Origin of the sequence: Stenotrophomonas sp. PUT21, from assembly GCF_052232875.1 — a bacterium.
Classification (GTDB): domain Bacteria; phylum Pseudomonadota; class Gammaproteobacteria; order Xanthomonadales; family Xanthomonadaceae; genus Stenotrophomonas; species Stenotrophomonas maltophilia_N.
Genome location: NZ_CP197645.1, coordinates 3,182,990 through 3,200,544 on the forward strand (window position 1 = coordinate 3,182,990; position 17,555 = coordinate 3,200,544).

13 protein-coding genes are annotated in these 17,555 nt (G+C 67.1%); 10 read left to right on the forward strand and 3 right to left on the reverse strand.

Translation table 11 applies throughout. The annotated features are described in order from the left end of the window. The first annotated feature begins 1 nt into the window (after nucleotide 1). The 5 genes from ACTT2I_RS14485 (at nucleotide 2) to gdhA (ending at nucleotide 6,095) form a co-directional block, all read left to right on the forward strand. Nucleotides 2–1,549: a 2-isopropylmalate synthase gene (locus tag ACTT2I_RS14485; protein WP_421099028.1), complete on the forward strand. Its 1,548-nt coding sequence runs from the start codon at nucleotides 2–4 to the stop codon at nucleotides 1,547–1,549. Nucleotides 1,550–1,590: 41 nt separating this feature from the next. Then, nucleotides 1,591–3,012: a 3-isopropylmalate dehydratase large subunit gene (gene leuC / locus ACTT2I_RS14490; protein WP_421099027.1), complete on the forward strand. Its 1,422-nt coding sequence runs from the start codon at nucleotides 1,591–1,593 to the stop codon at nucleotides 3,010–3,012. Further along, complete coding sequence (gene leuD / locus ACTT2I_RS14495) at nucleotides 3,012–3,590, forward strand: 3-isopropylmalate dehydratase small subunit (RefSeq protein ID WP_421099026.1); 579 nt, start codon at nucleotides 3,012–3,014, stop codon at nucleotides 3,588–3,590. Before leuC ends, leuD begins: the two co-directional genes overlap by 1 nt. Beyond that, entirely contained in the window at nucleotides 3,580–4,641 is a 1,062-nt protein-coding gene (gene leuB, locus ACTT2I_RS14500) for a 3-isopropylmalate dehydrogenase (protein WP_088432619.1), read from the forward strand. Before leuD ends, leuB begins: the two co-directional genes overlap by 11 nt. Nucleotides 4,642–4,751: 110 nt before the next feature. Beyond that, nucleotides 4,752–6,095, forward strand: coding sequence for an NADP-specific glutamate dehydrogenase (gdhA, locus tag ACTT2I_RS14505; protein ID WP_421099025.1), 1,344 nt, complete (start codon nucleotides 4,752–4,754; stop codon nucleotides 6,093–6,095). A 67-nt stretch (nucleotides 6,096–6,162) separates the two neighbouring features. Here gdhA and ACTT2I_RS14510 read toward each other — a convergent pair whose 3' ends face one another. Together ACTT2I_RS14510 and ACTT2I_RS14515 are read right to left on the reverse strand one after the other, a co-directional pair. After that, nucleotides 6,163–9,336 (reverse strand): efflux RND transporter permease subunit, encoded by a 3,174-nt coding sequence (locus ACTT2I_RS14510; protein WP_293980493.1) that lies wholly within the window; start codon nucleotides 9,334–9,336, stop codon nucleotides 6,163–6,165. 4 nt (nucleotides 9,337–9,340) lie between these two features. Continuing rightward, nucleotides 9,341–10,486 carry an efflux RND transporter periplasmic adaptor subunit gene (locus ACTT2I_RS14515; RefSeq protein ID WP_421099024.1) on the reverse strand — a complete coding sequence of 382 codons (1,146 nt, stop codon included), beginning with the start codon at nucleotides 10,484–10,486 and terminating at the stop codon, nucleotides 9,341–9,343. 121 nt (nucleotides 10,487–10,607) lie between these two features. Here ACTT2I_RS14515 and ACTT2I_RS14520 point away from each other — a divergent pair, with 121 nt between their 5' ends. From ACTT2I_RS14520 to mgtE, 5 genes are all read left to right on the forward strand, one after another. After that, entirely contained in the window at nucleotides 10,608–11,273 is a 666-nt protein-coding gene (locus ACTT2I_RS14520) for a TetR/AcrR family transcriptional regulator (RefSeq protein ID WP_293980491.1), read from the forward strand. A 131-nt stretch (nucleotides 11,274–11,404) separates the two neighbouring features. Then, entirely contained in the window at nucleotides 11,405–12,052 is a 648-nt protein-coding gene (locus ACTT2I_RS14525; RefSeq protein ID WP_088432614.1) for a protein-L-isoaspartate O-methyltransferase family protein, read from the forward strand. Nucleotides 12,053–12,068: 16 nt separating this feature from the next. Continuing rightward, nucleotides 12,069–13,430, forward strand: a complete 1,362-nt coding sequence (locus ACTT2I_RS14530; protein ID WP_088432613.1) for a TolC family outer membrane protein — start codon at nucleotides 12,069–12,071, stop codon at nucleotides 13,428–13,430. Nucleotides 13,431–13,888: 458 nt separating this feature from the next. After that, complete coding sequence (locus tag ACTT2I_RS14535) at nucleotides 13,889–14,557, forward strand: hypothetical protein (protein ID WP_293980480.1); 669 nt, start codon at nucleotides 13,889–13,891, stop codon at nucleotides 14,555–14,557. Nucleotides 14,558–14,733: 176 nt separating this feature from the next. Then, complete coding sequence (gene mgtE / locus ACTT2I_RS14540) at nucleotides 14,734–16,116, forward strand: magnesium transporter (protein WP_421099023.1); 1,383 nt, start codon at nucleotides 14,734–14,736, stop codon at nucleotides 16,114–16,116. A gap of 48 nt (nucleotides 16,117–16,164) precedes the next feature. Here mgtE and waaA read toward each other — a convergent pair whose 3' ends face one another. Then, nucleotides 16,165–17,463, reverse strand: coding sequence for a lipid IV(A) 3-deoxy-D-manno-octulosonic acid transferase (gene waaA / locus ACTT2I_RS14545; RefSeq protein ID WP_421099022.1), 1,299 nt, complete (start codon nucleotides 17,461–17,463; stop codon nucleotides 16,165–16,167). Nucleotides 17,464–17,555: the final 92 nt, after the last annotated feature.

The following is a 17,555-nucleotide window of genomic DNA, read 5'->3' on the forward strand; positions in this document are numbered from 1 at the left end:
CATGCCCAACTCCCCCCGAATCAGAATTTTCGACACCACCCTGCGCGACGGCGAGCAATCGCCCGGCTGCAGCATGAGTCCGCAGCAGAAGCTGGTGATGGCCCGCGCACTGGACGAGCTGGGCGTGGATGTCATGGAAACCGGCTTCCCGGCCAGCTCCCAATCCGACCGGGAAGCGATGGCGATGATCGCCCGCGAGGTCCGTCGGCCGACCCTGGCCGTGCTGTCGCGCTGCCTGGCCGCCGATATCGAAACCTCGGCCAAGGCACTGGAGGCCGCCGCGAACCCGCGCCTGCATGTATTCCTGTCCACCAGCCCGCTGCATCGCGAGCACAAGCTGCGCATGAGCCGCGAGCAGGTGCTGGAATCGGTGCACAAGCATGTCAGCCTGGCCCGCAGCTACGTGGGCGATGTAGAGTTTTCCGCTGAAGATGCCACCCGCACCGAGGAAGACTTCCTGATCGAGGTCGCCCGGGTGGCCGTGGCCGCCGGCGCCACCACCATCAACCTGCCCGACACCGTGGGCTTCACCACGCCGGAAGAGATCCGCGGCATGTTCCAGCGCGTGATCGCCGGCGTGCCCGACAGCGACCGCATCATCTTCAGCGCACACTGCCACAACGACCTGGGCCTGGCCGTGGCCAATTCGCTGGCCGCCATCGAAGGTGGCGCACGCCAGGTCGAGTGCACCGTCAACGGCATCGGCGAGCGCGCGGGCAACTGCTCGCTGGAAGAAATCGCGATGGTATTGAAGGTACGCAACGCGTTCTACGAAGAAGACACGCGCATCAACACCCCGCGCATCGTCGCCACCTCGCAGCTGCTGCAGCGCCTGGTCGGCATGCCGGTCCAGCGCAACAAGGCGATCGTCGGCGCCAATGCCTTCGCACACGAGTCCGGCATCCACCAGCACGGCATGCTGCGCCACCGGGGCACCTACGAAATCATGCGTCCGGAAGACGTGGGCTGGGAGTCCTCGCAGATGGTGCTGGGCCGCCACAGTGGCCGCGCCGCGGTCGACCAGCGCCTGCGTGCGCTGGGCTTCTGGCTGGAAGAGGAAGAGCTGAAGCTGGTGTTCGAGCAGTTCAAGGCGCTGTGCGAACAGCAGCGCGTGGTCACCGATGCCGACCTGCAGACCCTGATGCAGGGCAGCGCCACCCAGAACGGCTACCGCCTGGCGTCGATGACGATCAGCGATGTCGGCAGCCGCGCCAATGCGCTGGTCGAGCTGTCCGATCCGGAGGGCAACCGTGTGGCCGAGACGGCGCAGGGCGATGGCCCGGTCGATGCCCTGTTCGGCGCATTGTCGGCCGCCACCGGCGTGCAGTTGATGCTGGACAGCTACCACGTGCACAGTGTGGGCATCGGCGCCGATGCGCGCGGCGAAGCCAACCTGAGCGTGCGCCACGAGGGCGTGGAGTACGAAGGCACCGGTACCAGCCGCGACATCATCGAAGCCTCCGCATTGGCGTGGCTGGAGGTGGCCAACCGCCTGCTGCGCCAGCGCAACGCGACGGCCGAACAGCCTGCGGCCACCGCCGCGGCCTGAGCACTCCCACTCCGTACCCCGAACTGCAGCAAGGCCAGTCCATGACCCCAGCTCCCCGCACCCTGTACGACAAACTGTGGGATGCCCACGTCGTCGTTCCCGAAACCGACAGCGCGCCCGCCGTGCTGTACATCGACCTGCACCTGATCCACGAAGTGACCTCGCCGCAGGCCTTCACCGAGCTGCGCGAGCGCGGCCTCTCCCCGCGCCGGCCGGACCGGACCAAGGCGACGATGGACCATTCCACGCCCACCCTGCCGGCCGGCGCCGACGGCAAGCTGCCCTACGCCAGCGCCGCCTCCGAGGCCCAGGTGGCCATGCTGGCTGCCAACTGCGCCGAGCATGGGATCGAGCTGTTCGACCTGCAATCGGCCAGCCGCGGCATCGTGCACGTGATCGCCCCCGAGCAGGGCTTCACCCAGCCGGGCATGACCATCGTCTGCGGTGACAGCCACACCTCCACCCACGGTGCGTTCGGCGCGCTGGCCTTCGGCATCGGCACCAGCGAGGTCGGCCACGTGCTGGCGACGCAATGCCTGCTGCAGCGCAAGGCCAAGACGATGGCGATCACCGTGAATGGCACGCTGGCGCAGGGCGTCGGCGCCAAGGATGTGGTCCTGCACATCATCGGCGTGATCGGCGTCAATGGCGGCACCGGCCACGTGCTGGAGTTCCGTGGCAGCGCGATCGAAGCGATGGACATGGAGCAGCGCATGACGTTGTGCAACATGTCCATCGAAGCCGGGGCACGTGCCGGCATGGTCGCCCCCGACCAGATCACCTTCGACTGGGTCGCCGCCACTCCGCGTGGGCCCAAGGGCGCCGACTTCGATGCCGCGGTCAGCGCGTGGTCGCAGCTGCGCAGCGACGCCGGTGCGCGTTTCGACGTGGAGGTCCACATCGATGCCGCCGACATCCGGCCCACCCTGACCTGGGGCACCCACCCCGGCACCGCCATCGCGGTGGACCAGCCGATTCCGGCGGCCAACGACGCGGCCGCGCAGAAGGGGCTGGATTACATGCACTTCCACGCCGGGCAGACCCTGGCCGGCACCCCGGTGGATGTGGTCTTCGTCGGCTCCTGCACCAACGGCCGCCTGAGCGACATGCGCGAAGTGGCGCAGGTACTCCAGGGCCGCCGCGTCGCCCCGAGCGTGCGCATGCTGGTGGTGCCGGGCTCGGAAATCGTCAAGCGCCAGGCCGAAGCCGAAGGCATCGATGTGATCGTGCGAGCTTCCGGTGCCGAATGGCGCGAGCCGGGCTGTTCGATGTGCATCGCCATGAACGGCGATCTGGTCGCCCCGGGGCAACTGGCGGTCAGCACCAGCAACCGCAATTTCGAAGGCCGCCAAGGCCCCGGCTCGCGCACCCTGCTGGCCTCGCCGATGACGGCCGCCTGGGCCGCGGTGAACGGCCGCGTCGCCGACCCACGTGAACTGTATGCCACGCTGGAGGTGGCCTGATGCGCGGCTTCCGTACCCTGACCTCGACCAGCGTGGTGCTGCGCGAGACCAACATCGATACCGACCAGATCATTCCCGCGCGCTTTCTGTCCACCACCGAGCGGGTCGGCCTGGGCAAGCATGCCTTCAACGATTGGCGCTGGCAGAGCGAGGGCGTGCCGAACCCGGCGTTCGCCTTCAACCAGCCGCACAACGCGGGCCGCAGCATCCTGCTGGCCGGCCGCAACTTCGGTTGCGGTTCCTCGCGTGAGCATGCGCCGTGGGCACTGACCGACCTGGGCCTGCGCGCCATCGTCAGCAGCGAGATCGCCGACATCTTCCGCGGCAATTCGCTGAAGAACGGCCTGCTGCCGATCGTGCTGGACGAAGCCGACGTGCAGACGCTGATGCAGCGCCCGGATGACGCGCTGACCATCGATGTGGCCGCGCGCGAACTGCGCACTCCCGATGGGCGCGTGTATGCCTTCCCGCTGGACGGCTTCTCGCAGACCTGCCTGCTGGAAGGCGTGGACCAATTGGGGTATCTGTTGGGTCGCACCCCTGACATTGAACGTTACGAGAGTGAACATGCACGCTGAGATTGTCGTATTGCCGGGTGACGGCATCGGTCCGGAAGTCGCCGCTGCCGCCGTGGCGGTGCTGGAGGCCGTCGCCACCCGGTTCGGTCATACCTTCGGTTTCCAGGAACACGACATCGGTGGCATCGCCATCGATCGCCACGGCGAACCGCTGCCAGCCACCACGCTGGAGGCCTGCCGCAAGGCCGATGCCATCCTGCTCGGTGCGGTGGGTGGACCGAAGTGGTCCGACCCGAACGCCACGGTCCGCCCGGAGCAGGGCCTGCTGGCGATCCGCAAGGCGCTGGGGCTGTACGCCAATCTGCGCCCGGTACGCACGCATGCGGCTGCGCTCGGTGCCTCGCCGATCAAGGCAGAGCTGCTGGAGGGCGTGGACTTCGTGGTCGTGCGTGAGCTGACCGGTGGCATCTACTTCGGTGAGAAGACCCGCACCGCCGACACCGCCAGCGACCTGTGCAGCTACAGCGTGGGCGAGATCGAGCGCGTCATGCGCACCGCGTTCCGGCTGGCGCAGACCCGCCGCGGCAAGGTCACCTCGGTGGACAAGGCCAACGTGCTGGAAACCTCGCGCCTGTGGCGCGACGTCGCTGCGCGGATCGGTCGCGAGGAGTTCCCGGAGATCGCGCTGGAGCATCAGCTGGTCGATTCAATGGCCATGCATCTGCTGGCCAAGCCGCGCGAGTACGACGTGATCGTGACCGAAAACATGTTCGGCGACATCCTCACCGACGAAGCCTCGATGCTGGCCGGCTCGCTCGGCCTGCTGCCGTCGGCCTCGCTGGGCGAGCCGGGTGCGGTCGGCATCTACGAGCCGATCCACGGCTCGGCGCCGGACATCGCCGGCAAGGGCATCGCCAATCCGTACGCCACGATCTTCAGCGCGGCGATGCTGCTGCGGCATTCACTGGGGCTGGACGACGAGGCTGCTACGGTCGAGGCAGCGGTGTATGCCGTGCTGGATGACGGCGTGTTCACCGCCGACCTTGCAGCCAAGGGTTTCGCGGTGAGTACCGCCGCAGCGACCGACGCGGTCCTTGCCAAGCTGCAATGATCGCAAAGGACGCGGCCTGAGGGCCGCGTTCCTGTTTTTACATCCCGCACGGCCTCCCTGTCCCGTCGGTCACGCCGCTGCCAGCGGCCGGCCCCCAACAAGGAAAGCCCTTGAATCATCGTTCCTCAGACGACTTTCTCAACCACGTGGCCCAGCGTGATCCGCATCAGCCGGAATTCCTGCAGGCCGTGAAAGAAGTGATCCAGAGCCTGTGGCCGTTCCTGCAGCGCCACCCCCGCTACCTGGAACACGGCCTGCTGGAGCGGCTGGTGGAGCCGGAGCGGGTGATCCAGTTCCGCGTGGCCTGGGCTGATGACGCCGGCACGACCCATGTGAATCGCGGCTGGCGCGTGCAGCACAGTTCGGCGATCGGCCCGTTCAAGGGCGGCATGCGCTTTCATCCGTCGGTGAACCAATCGATCCTGAAGTTCCTGGCGTTCGAGCAGACCCTGAAGAACGCGCTGACGACCCTGCCGATGGGCGGCGGCAAGGGCGGCTCGGATTTCAATCCCAAAGGCCGCAGCGACACGGAAGTGATGCGTTTCTGCCAGGCGCTGATGCTTGAACTCCATCGCCACCTGGGCGCGGATACCGACGTACCGGCTGGCGATATCGGCGTGGGCACGCGCGAGGTCGGCTATATGGCCGGCATGATGAAGAAGCTCACCAACAACGCCGCCTGCGTGTTTACCGGCAAAGGCCTTTCCTACGGTGGCAGCCTGATGCGGCCGGAGGCGACGGGCTTTGGTACCGTCTACTTCGTCGAGCAGATGCTGCACCATGCGCGTCGCGATACGGATGGCGCGAAGGTGTTGATTTCCGGCGCTGGCAATGTGGCCCAGCATGCGGCGATCAAGGCCATCGAGCTCGGCGCGAAAGTACTCACGCTCTCCGATTCGGGCGGCACCCTGTACGCCCGCGATGGCTTCGATGAGGAGGCGCTGCAGGAGGTGCTGGACCTGCGCAACGAGCGCCGTGGTTGCCTGTCCGAGCTGGCCGACGACGAACGTTTCGAGTACCTGGACGGCAAGCGCCCCTGGCACATCCCGGCCGAGATCGCCCTGCCCTGCGCCACCCAGAACGAGCTGGACGAAGACGACGCCCGCGCCCTGGTCGACAACGGGGTGCTGTGCGTGGCCGAAGGCGCCAACATGCCGTCGACACTCGAGGCCATGGAGGTCTTCCTCAAGGCGGGCACCCTGTATGCGCCGGGCAAGGCCAGCAACGCCGGCGGCGTGGCCACCTCGGGGCTGGAAATGAGCCAGAACGCACAGCGCCTGTCCTGGCATCACGCCGATGTCGATGAGCGTCTGCACGGGATCATGAAGGATATCCATGCCAACTGCGTGCGCCACGGCAAGCGGGCCGATGGCAGCGTGAACTACGTGGATGGGGCCAACATCGCCGGCTTCGTCAAAGTGGCCGATGCGATGCTGGCGCAGGGCGTTTACTGACACGTATCAATAAAAAGGCGCAGCGGAAGGCATCCGCTGCGCCTTCGGGCGTCACCTGACGCGTCAGTCAGTGCGGTTTGTCAGCGCCTGCCTCATCCGGCTTCACCCGGAACCACGCCGCGTACAGGGCCGGCAGGAACACCAGGGTCAGTACGGTGCCGACAATCAGGCCGCCCATGATCGAGATCGCCATCGAACCGTAGAACGCACTGCGCGACAGCGGGATCATCGCCAGCACCGCGGCCAGCGCGGTCAGCACGATCGGGCGGAAGCGGCGCACGGTGGCATCGATGATCGCGTGCCAGCGGTCGTGCCCGGCGTCGATGTCCTGCTGGATCTGATCGATCAGGATCACCGAGTTGCGCATGATCATGCCAGCCAGTGCGATCGTCCCCAACAGTGCCACGAAGCCGAACGGCGCGCGGAACAGCAGCAGGAACAGGGTCGCGCCGATGATGCCCAGCGGCGCGGTGACCAGCACCATCGCCGCACGCGAGAAGCTGCGCAGCTGCAGCATCAGCAACGTGGCCACCACGATCAGGAACAGCGGCATGCCGGCCTTGATCGAATCCTGGCCGCGCGTGGAATCCTCCACCGTGCCACCGGTTTCAAGCAGGTAGCCGGACGGCAGCCCGGCACGGATCTCCTCCAGCGTCGGCAGGATCTGCTGCACCACGTCCAGCGGCTGCTTGGCGTCTGCGATGTCGGCGCGCACGGTCACCGTCGGCAGGCGGTTGCGGTGCCAGATGATGCCGTCCTCGAACACGTACTCCAGCCGCGCCACCTGCGACAGCGTCACCGAGGTGCCGCTGGCGGTCGGAATGGCCAGGCTGCCGAGCATGTCCAGCCGCACGCGTTCGTTGTCCGGGCCACGCAGCAGCATTTCGATCAGGCGGTTGCCTTCCCGGTAAGTGCTCACGCTCATGCCCGACAACGAGGTGCCCAGCAGCTGGCTCACCTGCGCGCTGCTTACGCCCAGCGCGCGTGCACGGTCCTGGTCGATCACCAGCCGGACCACCTTGCTCGGCTCGCTCCAGTCCAGGTTGACGTTCATCACGTGCGGGTTCGCGCGCACCTTGGCTTCCACCTGCCGGGCGATGGCCTGCACCTGCTCGATATGCTCGCCGGAGATGCGCATCTGCACCGGGTAGCCGACCGGCGGGCCATTCTCCAGCCGGGTCACGCGCATCTGCACGTCCGGGAACTGCGGAATCACCTCCTTGAGCAGCCAGTCGCGGGTCGCCTCACGTGCCTTGGTGTTCTCGGTCAGCACCACGAACTGCGAGAAGTTGGTGGCCGGCAGCTGCTGGTCCAACGGCAGGTAGAAGCGCGGCGAGCCGGTGCCCACGTAGGCCACGTAGTTGCTGATGCCCTGCCGGTCCTTGAGCAGCGTTTCCAGCTTGGCCGCCTGGGCCTGCGTGGCCTGCAACGAGGCCCCCTCGGCCAGTTCGATGTCCACCATCAGTTCCGGGCGGGTCGAATCCGGGAAGAACTGCTGGGGCACGAAGCGGAAGATCAGCAGCGAGAACACGAACAGCGCGGCCGTGGCGGCGATCACCCACCAGCGGTGGCGCAGGCACACATCGAGGAAACCGCGGAAGCGCACATAGAACGGACGCTGGTACGGATCATGGTCGTGCGCATGCACCTTCGGTGCGATCCAGCGCGCGAACGCGGGATGGCGGTCGGCCCACTGCAGGCGGCGGGCGTGCCAGCGCCCCGCCAGGCTGTCCGGCCTGGGCGGCTGCGGGTTGAACAGGTCCGGCAACATCTTGTCGCCCAGGTACGGGATGAACAGCACCGCGGCGATCCACGACACCACCAGCGCGATGGTCACCACCTGGAACAACGAGCGCGTGTACTCGCCCGTACTGGAGGCGGCCGTGGCGATCGGCAGGAAGCCGGCCGCGGTGATCAACGTGCCGGTCAGCATCGGGAACGCGGTCGATTCCCACGCGAAGCTGGCTGCGCGCAGGCGGTCGTACCCCTGCTCCATCTTGGTGGCCATCATCTCCACCGCGATGATCGCATCGTCCACCAGCAGGCCCAGCGCCAGCACCAGCGCGCCGAGGGAGATCTTGTGCAGGCCGATGCCGAAGTAATGCATGACGAAGAACGTCATCGCCAGCACCAGCGGAATGGTCACGCCCACCACCAGGCCGGTGCGCAGGCCGAGCGAGAAGAAGCTCACCAGCAGCACGATCACCACCGCTTCGGTCAGCACCTGCACGAACTCGCCGACCGACTCTTCCACCGCGTGCGGCTGGTCGGAGACCTTGCGCAGCTGCATGCCGGCCGGCAGCGTCTTCTGCAGCCGTTCGAACTCAGCGTCCAGTGTGCTGCCCAGCTTGAGGATGTCGCCGCCGTCTTTCATGGCCACGGCGATGCCGATCGCGTCTTCTCCCATGAAGCGCATCTTCGGCGACGCCGGATCGGCAAAACCGCGTTTGATCTCGGCGATGTCGCCCAGGTGCACGGTGCGGTCGCCGGCCTGGATCGGGAAGCTGCGGATGTCTTCCACGCTCTGGAACTGGCCGGTGACGCGCAGCTGCACGCGATCGGTCGGGGTCTCAAAGAAGCTGGTGGCGGCAATCGCGTTCTGGTCGGCCAATGCCTGCTGCACCTGCTGCAGCGACACGCCCAGCGTGGCCAGCTTGGTGTTGGACAGCTCGATCCAGACCTTTTCGTCCTGCAGGCCTTCCAACTCGATCTTGCCCACATCGGGCACGCGCTGCAGTTCCAGCTGGATGCGGTCGGCGTAGTCGCGCATCACGGCGTAGTCGAAGCCCTGCCCGGTCAAGGCGTAGATGTTGCCGAAGGTGTCGCCGAATTCGTCGTTGAAGAACGGCCCGACGATCTCGCGCGGCAAGGTTGGCTTGATGTCGCCCACGCGCTTGCGCACCTGGTACCACAGGTCGGGAATCGCCTTGGAGCGCAGGCTGTCGCGCGCCACGAAGATCACCTGCGATTCGCCCGGACGCGAGTAGGAGCGGATGAACTCGTATTGCCCGGTGTTCAGCAGTGCCTTCTCGATCGGCTCGGTGACCTGGCGGGAGACCTGTTCGGCGGTCGCGCCGGGCCAGTTCGTGCGCACCACCATCACCTTGAAGGTAAACGGTGGATCCTCGGACTGGCCCAGGTGCTTGTACGACCACGCGCCGATGATCGCGAAGGCGAGCATCGCAAACAGCACCAGGGGCCGGTTGCCCAGCGCCCATTCGGAAAGGTTGAAGCGGCGCACGGGATCAGTTCCCCTTGCCGGCGGCAGGCGCCACAGGCGCGGCAGGCTTGGCCGCCGGCGCCAGCACCGGGCGGTTCTGACGGTCCACCGCCGTCACCGGCTGGCCCTCGCGCAGCAGATGGCCGCCGGCGGCGACCACCCAGTCATTCGCGTTTACCCCGCTCAGCACCGGAACGGATTCCACGGCGTACGCCCCGATCGTCACCGGTGTGGCCTTCAACGTGTGCCTGGCCGGATCGACCACCCACACACTGCTGCGACCATCGGCGCCGCGCTGCACCGCCGCCAACGGCAGCTGCAGCGTGCCCTGGCGACCGGCGGCGGCGAACACGCGCGCGCTCTGGCCCAGCTCCACTTCGGTCAGCGCTTCCGGTGCCAGGCTGACGCGGGTCGCATAGGTGCGCCCTTGTGCATCGGCGGCCGGGGCGATCTCACGGATCGTGCCCGGCAGCATCTGGCCCGGGCGGTTCCACAGTTCCACCTGGACCGGCTGGCCGACCTGGTAATCGCGGATGTTGCTTTCCGGCAGGGCGATCAGGACTTCGCGGCCACCATCGGCGGCCAGGGTGAAGACCGTCTGCCCGGCGCTGACCACCTGCCCGGCCTCGGCCTGGCGGCTGGCGATCACGCCATCGGCCGGCGCGCGCAGCTGCGCATACTGGGCCTGGTTGCGGGCCACGGCCAGATTGGCGCGGGCCGCATTGGCCTGGCCCTGTGCGGCCTTGAAAGCGGCCGTCTGGCTGTCCAGTGCGGACTGGCTCACCAACTGCTGCTGGGCCAGCGTGGCGTAACGCTTCTGGTCATCACGGGCACGCACCAGGTCGGCTTCGGCGGCAGCCAGCTGCGCCTGCGAGGCGCTGGCCTGGGAGGCGTAATCGGCGGCATCCAGCTCGGCCAGCAGCTGGCCCTTGCGCACGCGCTGGCCGGCGTCGACATGGCGCTTGATCAGGTTGCCCCCCACGCGGAACGACAGCGGGCTTTCCTCGCGGGCCCGGATCTCACCGGGATAGGCAGCCACTTCCTGGCCGGCCACGGTGCCGGGGTGGACCACCAGCACCGGAATCGGCGCGACCGGCTCGGCGTCCTGCTTGCCACATGCTGCCAGCGCCAATGCCAGCAACCCACCACCCATCCATCGCATGTTTTTCATGAGGTCCTGGACCTGAAAGTAACCCGGGAAAAGCCGTCGGAAACGCTCTGTTCCAACCGCTTCAATATTGAACCAGCCGGTATAGTATAAATATCGAACCGATTGGTCTAGTATTGTTTGGATGACTGATGCCACCCCCTCAAAATCGCCTTCCAAGCCGGCCGCCAAGGCCGCCGGGCCGGGGCGCCCCAAGGATCTGGGCAAGCGCGCGGCCATTCTGGACGCCGCCAAATCGCTGTTCGTCGACCAAGGCTACAACGGCGTGAGCATGGACAGCATCGCTGCCATGGCTGGCGTCTCGAAGCTGACCGTTTACAGCCATTTCGGCGACAAAGAGACTCTTTTCACCGAAGCCGTGCAGTCCAAGTGTGTCGAGATGCTGCCCGACGAGCTGTTCGTCACCGACATCGAAGGCCCGCTGCGCGACCAGCTGATGGGTATCGGCCATGCCTTCTTCACCCTGATCACCTCCGATGCGGCGGTGGCCGTGCAGCGGGTGATGATGTCCCCGGATACGGACGACCGGATCCGGGAGATGTTCTGGCTGGCCGGCCCGCAGCGGACCACCGATGCGCTGGGCGACTTCCTGCGCGCACGCACGGCCCGCGGCGAACTGGAGATCACCGACTTCCCGACCGCTGCGATCCAGTTCCTGACCTTGATCAAGGGCGAGCTGCATACGCATATGATGTGCGGGTTGCGGCCGGCCCCGGCCGAGTGCGATGCCAACGCTCACGTGAGCGCCAGCGTCGACTTTTTCCTGCGGGCGTATGCCCGGCGGCACTAAACTGAATGGACCGGAGGTCGCGGTGACTTCCGGCACTGCGACCCCGGCGCGACGGCAGCGATGCTCTCAGCGCGCCGCCGGCTCCCGGCACCGGTAAAATGGCCGGCCCACTGCGCTGGATATAGAACCTCATGACGATCGATTACTCCCACGCCCGCGAACTGATGGTCGAACAGCAGATCCGCCCCTGGGATGTGTTGGAAATTCGCGTGCTCGATGTACTGGCACGCTTGCCGCGGGAGGCGTTCGTCGCTGAATCGCACCGGGCCCTGGCCTACGCCGACATCGAACTGCCGCTGGGCAATGGGCAGAAGATGATGAAGCCGGTCATCGAAGGCCGCACGCTGCAGGCGCTGGATCTGCAGCCGGGCGATGAAGTGCTGGAAATCGGCACCGGCAGCGGCTACCTGAGCGCCTGCATGGGCGAGCTGGCCCGAGAAGTGCTGAGCCTGGAAATCGATGCCGAGCTGGCCACGACCGCGCGCGCGCGCCTGGACGCGGCCGGCCTGGGCAACAACGTCCGCATCGAAACCGCTGATGCGCTGACCTGGGACACCGAACGCCGCTTCGATGCGATCTGCGTCACCGGCGCGGTGGATGTCATCCCGTCACGTTTCGCCCAGTGGCTGCGTCCGGGCGGTCGACTGTTCGTGATCCGTGGCCGTTCGCCGGTCATGGAAGCGGTGCTGGTCAAGGCGGACGGCACCACTGAATCGCTGTTCGAAACCGATATCGACTACCTGCGCGGTGCCGCCCCGGCACCCCAGTTCCAACTCTGAGTCCAAGGAAGCCGCAATGATCCGCCGATCCCTCGCCTTTGCGCTGGCCGCCGCCCTGCTGCCGATGACCGCCTCTGCCGCCGACCTGCTGCAGGTCTACGAAATGGCGCGCAACGGCGATCCGCAGCTGTCGGCTGCCGAGTCGACCCGTCTGTATGACAAGGAAGGCGCCGTGCAGGCGCGTGCCGCCCTGCTGCCGCAGCTCAACGGCGAGGCGTCGCTCAACCGCAGCCGCACCAACCCGAACCATGATCTGACCTCCAGCTCGTTTACCTCCAAGAGCCGGAACTACACGATCAACGGCAGCCAGACGGTCTTCAACTTCACCCAGTTCGCCAACCTGCGTTCGCAGCGCGAGCTGAGCAAGGCGGCGGATTTCACCCTGGATTCGGCCAACGACGACCTGATCGTGCGCACCTCGGCGGCGTACTTCAACGTGCTGGTGGGCATTGAATCGCTGTCGGCCGCGCAGACCAACGAAGCCGCGGCCAAGAAGCAGTTCGACTTCGCCGACAAGCGCCTGGAAGTGGGCCTGGCCCCGATCACCGACGTGCACGAAGCCCGCGCCCAGTACGACCAGGCCCGCGCCAACACGATCATCGCGCAGAACACGCTGGCCGACGCCTACCAGGCACTGACCGAACTGACCGGCCAGCCGGTCACCGACCTGCGCGCCCTGCCGGCCGATTTCCGTCCGGAACTGCCGGCCAAGTACGCCACCATCGATACCCTGGTGGCCGAAGCCGTTGCGCAGAACCCGGCGCTGAAGGCGCAGGAACTGAAGGTCAACGCCGCCGAATCCGGCGTCTCGGCCGCCCGCGGCGCGCACTACCCGACCCTGTCGCTGGGTGCGACCGCCGGCAAGTCGGCCAGCTGGGGCGATGTGGTCGGCGACAGCGGCAGCTTCAGCCCGGACCGCCGCACCAACAGCGTCGGCCTGACCCTGAACGTGCCGATCTTCTCCGGCGGCGCTACCCAGTCCGGCGTGCGCCAGGCGCTGGCCCAGCGTGACATCGCCCAGGACGGCTACGAGCAGCAGAAGCGCGCCCTGGACCGCAACACCCGCAACGCCTACCAGACCCTGGTGGCCGGCATCAGCGAAGTGGAAGCGCGTCGTCTGGCCGTCGTGTCGGCACAGAGCGCCTATGACGCCTCGCAGGTCGGCCTGGAAGTCGGTACGCGTACCGTGCTGGACGTGATCCAGAACCAGCGCATCCTGTTCTCCGCGCAGCTGGATTACGCCAACGCCCGCTATACCTTCCTGCAGAACCGTCTGCAGCTGGGCCAGGCGGTCGGTACGCTTGACATCGCCGAACTGCAGGACATCAACCGCCTGCTGACCCAGAAGGCCGCCACGCCGAGCACCACCGTCAACTGATCGACGGCGCAGAGCGTGACAGAAAACCACCCGCATGCGGGTGGTTTTTTTATGCGCGCAGGTTGTTGATTCCGACAGCTCTAGCGCATCACACACGCGATCACTGCCGCGGCGATTTCATCGCGTAATGCCTACCGGCGCACAGTCTCCAGCGTGAACCGGTCCACAGTCCGGTACGTGTCGTTGAAAATGGCTTGACCCCTCGGCATGGTCCGACTAAGGTCCGCCCCGCACCACCTTCCCTTTCCCTCCAGAGGCCCCCTCCTTGGACAGTCATAGTCGATCTCGTTGCTGCTCCTGAGCCGACGGACCCACTGACCCCAAGGTCGGTTCCGTCCGCACAGGACGGGGCCCACCGGCGCAGCTGACACGCTCGCCCGCCTCGCATCATCCGTATCGCCGTTCCACCGACCCCAAGAAGGGTGCCGCTGGCGTTTCCGTTTGCCTGGAGATTGCCCATGCACGTTTCCCGTGTGTTCGCCCTGCCCCTCGTGGCCGTGGCGATGCTTCCGTTCGACACCCGCGCCGCCGCCAGCCTGCTGGTGGACGACGCCTCCATCACCGATGCCGGCCGCTGCCAGCTGGAAAGCTGGGGCCGCCATACCGATGCCGGCAACGACTGGACGGCCGTACCGGCCTGCACGTTCGCCGATACCGAATGGTCGCTCGGCGTCAGCCATCAGCACGCCACCTCCACCACGCAGTGGGCCGTGGGCGCCAAGCGGGTACTGCGTGATCTCGATCAGCGTCGTTGGGGCGTGGCGATCAGTGCCGGCCTCGGCAGCGACTGGCACCGCCCGCGCGCCGACGATTGGAGCCTCAATGCGCCGCTCACGGTGGTGCTCGGCGCATCTGACCGCACCCTGCTGCACCTCAACCTGGGCTGGGCACGCACGGGCGATGCACGGGGTCGCACGGATGGCATCGGCGTGGAGATCGTGGCCGCACCGCACTGGTCACTGCTGGCCGAAACCGCCCGCGATGCGGCGCGCCAGCGCAGCAGTCAATTCGGCGTGCGCCACGAACTCTGGCGTGGCGCCAGCGTGGATCTGCTCGCGGGGCGTGCCCACCATCAGCGCGACGGTCAGTGGATCACGCTCGGCCTCAATCTCGCCGCCGCCCGGTAATGCCGTGCGTGCCGGCTGACCGTACCGGCTGATCCCGCCGGCCGCCTGCACTCCGCACGCGGCCCACGCAAACACCGCTTACCCGACTCGCCCGGATGCACTCCGGTGTGTCGGACACCTGCACCCCATCACCGCGCGCTGCCACCCCACGCGCCGATTTCTGCTGGAGAACCACCATGAACCGCGAAGACCTTCTGTTCTCGATCCGCACCCTCTCGCTCTCCCTCGACGCAGCGGGCTTTATCAGCATCGCGGCGACCACGCATCCCTCCGACCTGGTCGATGCGCTCGACGCGCTGAGCGTGGACAGGACGCTGCCGTTGCTGATGATGCTCGAGCCACCGGCGCGCGCGGATCTGTTCGCGCACTTCGCCGAGCTCCGCCAGGATCACCTGCTTGCCGCGATGCCACGTGAGGCGGTGGTGCAGTTGTTCGAACACATGCCATCGGATGATCGCGCCGACCTGTACAACCGGCTTGGTGATGACGCCAAGCAGAAACTGCTGCCGGCACTGACCAAGGTGGAACGCGACGACATCCTCAAGATGGCGTCCTATCCAGAGGGCACGGTCGGTTCGGCGACGACGTCCGATTATGTCTGGGTGTCACCGGAGATGACCGTGGCCCAGGCGCTGGCACATATCCGCGCCACTGCGCTGCACAGCGAGACGGTGAACATCCTGTTCGTGCTCGACCACACCCTGCGCCTGCGTGGCACCGTCGCGCTGCGTGACCTGGTGCTGGCCAACGAACACCGCACGGTCGCCTCGATCATGCATGAGCAGCCAATCGCCGCGAAGGCGCATTGGCCGCGGCTGCAGGCTGCCGAGCTGATCCGTCGCTACGACCTGCTCGCGCTGCCGGTCACCAACGGCGGCGACCGCATGATCGGTATCGTCACCGTGGATGATGCGATGGACATCGAGAAGGAACAGGACGCCTCACAGCTGGCGCGTTTCGGCGGCACGGTGAGCGCGCATGGCAACGATCTTGATGTGCGCAGCACACCGCTGAAGCAGATGTTCCGGGTGCGGGTGTTCTGGCTGGCGATCCTGACCTGCTTCGGCATCGTCACCAGCACCTTCGTGGCCGCGCAGGAAGAGCTGCTGTCGCAGGTGATCGTGCTGGCCGCCTTCATCGCCCCGATCGTGGACATGGGTGGCAACACCGGCAGCCAGTCGGCCACGCTGGTGATCCGCAGCATGGCACTGGGCGAACTGAAGCTGAGCTGGCGCGATGTGGGGTTCGTGATCAAACGCGAACTGCCGGTGGCCGCCGCGCTGGGCATCAGCATCGCCGTGCTGGAAGCGACCCTGGCCTACTTCAGCAAGGGGGTGGGCATGGACGTGCTGCTGGTGGTGGGCTCGAGCATGCTGGTATGCACCGCGCTCGGCGGGGTCATCGGCGCCCTGCTGCCGTTCGCCGCACGCCGCATCGGGGCGGACCCGGCCACGCTGTCGGCCCCGATGATCACCTCGGTGATGGACCTGATCGGGGTGTTCATCTACTTCGGATTCGCGTACGCCTTCCTGGGCGATCTGCTGGTCGCGGCGGTCTGACTCACGTGCGGGCCTGATCGCCGCACAGTGCGGTCAGGTCCGCGGCGCTCAGGCGACCGGCGGCGGCAGCTGCGGGGCGATCAGGGCCACGGTCCGCTTCAACGCACCACGCCCATTGCTGACCAGCGCACACCCGGCCCGCGCCATGTCTTCGCGTGCCTGCGGATCGCGCAGCAGGGTCAGCAGCGCGTCGCCGACCCCGTTGGCATCCTCGGCGATGACCACCGCGCCGGCTTCGCGCATGCGCCGGGAAATCTCGGCGAAGTTGTGCAGGTGCGGACCGGTGACCGCGGCCGTGCCCATGGCGGCCGGCTCGAGCAGATTGTGGCCACCGATGGCCTGCAGGCTGCCACCGACGAAGGCCACCTGTGCACAGCCGTAGAACGACATCAGCTCACCGAGCGTATCGATCACGAACACATCGGTATCGGCCTGCGGCCACTGCTGCTGGCGGCGCGTGGCAACCTTCCAGCCCTGCTCGCGGGCCAGCGCTTCCACGCGCGGGAAGCGCTCGGGATGACGCGGCGCCCACAACAGCAGCAAGCCCGGCACCGCTTCGCGCAGGCGGCGGTGCAGGTCGATGGTGGCCTGCTCTTCGCCCTCGTGCGTACTGGCCGCGATCCAGACCGGGCGCGTGGCGGGCACCAGATCATGGAAGCGCGCGATGAAGTCCTGCACGTTCGGCGTGGCGATATCGAATTTCAGATTCCCCAGCGGCTGCACCTGTTCAGGGCGGGCGCCGAGCTGGATGAAGCGCTCGGCGTCATCGGCCGATTGCGCGGCCACGCAGGTCACGGTGCGCAGCGCGCGGCCGATCAGCGGCCGCAGCAGGCGGTAACCGCGCAGCGAGCGCGCCGACAACCGGGCATTGAGGATGTAGACGGGGATCCTGCGGTCGCGGCACCCGAACAGCAGGTTCGGCCACAGCTCCGTTTCCAGGATCAGCGCCAGGCTGGGCTTGAAGTGGCCGAGGAAGCGACCGACGCTGCCCGGCACGTCGTACGGCAGGTACACATGGTCGACCGCATCGCCCCACAGCGCGCGGACCCGCTCGGAGCCAGTCGGGGTGATCGTGGTGATCACCCAGCGGATGTCCGGGCGCAGCGCGCGCAGGGCGTTCACCAGCGGCGCTGCCGCGTTGACCTCGCCCACCGAGACCGCGTGCAGCCACACCCGCGGCTGGCCGCTGGAGTGCGGATAGGAGGCATAGCGCTCATCCCAGCGCTGGAAGTACTCGCGCACCCGGAAGCCCCGCCAGACCAGGTGGTACACGGTGATCGGCAACAGCAGGTACAGCACGGCCGAGTACAGGCCGCGCAGGATCCATTCGACAGGGCTTTTGCGCATGCGCAAAGGATACGGGAGCGGCGCGGGGAAGACACGCCGCGCCGCCGTGATGGCCGCGCCGGGACGCATCCGGGCGCATCCATTAGAATCGA

Bases quoted from the DNA above. Each gene is read 5' to 3' on its own strand.
- ACTT2I_RS14485 (WP_421099028.1), top strand. From the start codon at position 2: ATGCCCAACTCCCCCCGAATCAGAATTTTCGACACCACCCTGCGCGAC.
- leuC (WP_421099027.1), top strand. From the start codon at position 1,591: ATGACCCCAGCTCCCCGCACCCTGTACGACAAACTGTGGGATGCCCAC.
- leuD (WP_421099026.1), top strand. From the start codon at position 3,012: ATGCGCGGCTTCCGTACCCTGACCTCGACCAGCGTGGTGCTGCGCGAG.
- leuB (WP_088432619.1), top strand. From the start codon at position 3,580: ATGCACGCTGAGATTGTCGTATTGCCGGGTGACGGCATCGGTCCGGAA.
- ACTT2I_RS14515 (WP_421099024.1), bottom strand. From the start codon at position 10,486: ATGAAAAACATGCGATGGATGGGTGGTGGGTTGCTGGCATTGGCGCTG.
- ACTT2I_RS14520 (WP_293980491.1), top strand. From the start codon at position 10,608: ATGACTGATGCCACCCCCTCAAAATCGCCTTCCAAGCCGGCCGCCAAG.
- ACTT2I_RS14525 (WP_088432614.1), top strand. From the start codon at position 11,405: ATGACGATCGATTACTCCCACGCCCGCGAACTGATGGTCGAACAGCAG.
- ACTT2I_RS14530 (WP_088432613.1), top strand. From the start codon at position 12,069: ATGATCCGCCGATCCCTCGCCTTTGCGCTGGCCGCCGCCCTGCTGCCG.
- ACTT2I_RS14535 (WP_293980480.1), top strand. From the start codon at position 13,889: ATGCACGTTTCCCGTGTGTTCGCCCTGCCCCTCGTGGCCGTGGCGATG.
- mgtE (WP_421099023.1), top strand. From the start codon at position 14,734: ATGAACCGCGAAGACCTTCTGTTCTCGATCCGCACCCTCTCGCTCTCC.
- waaA (WP_421099022.1), bottom strand. From the start codon at position 17,463: ATGCGCAAAAGCCCTGTCGAATGGATCCTGCGCGGCCTGTACTCGGCC.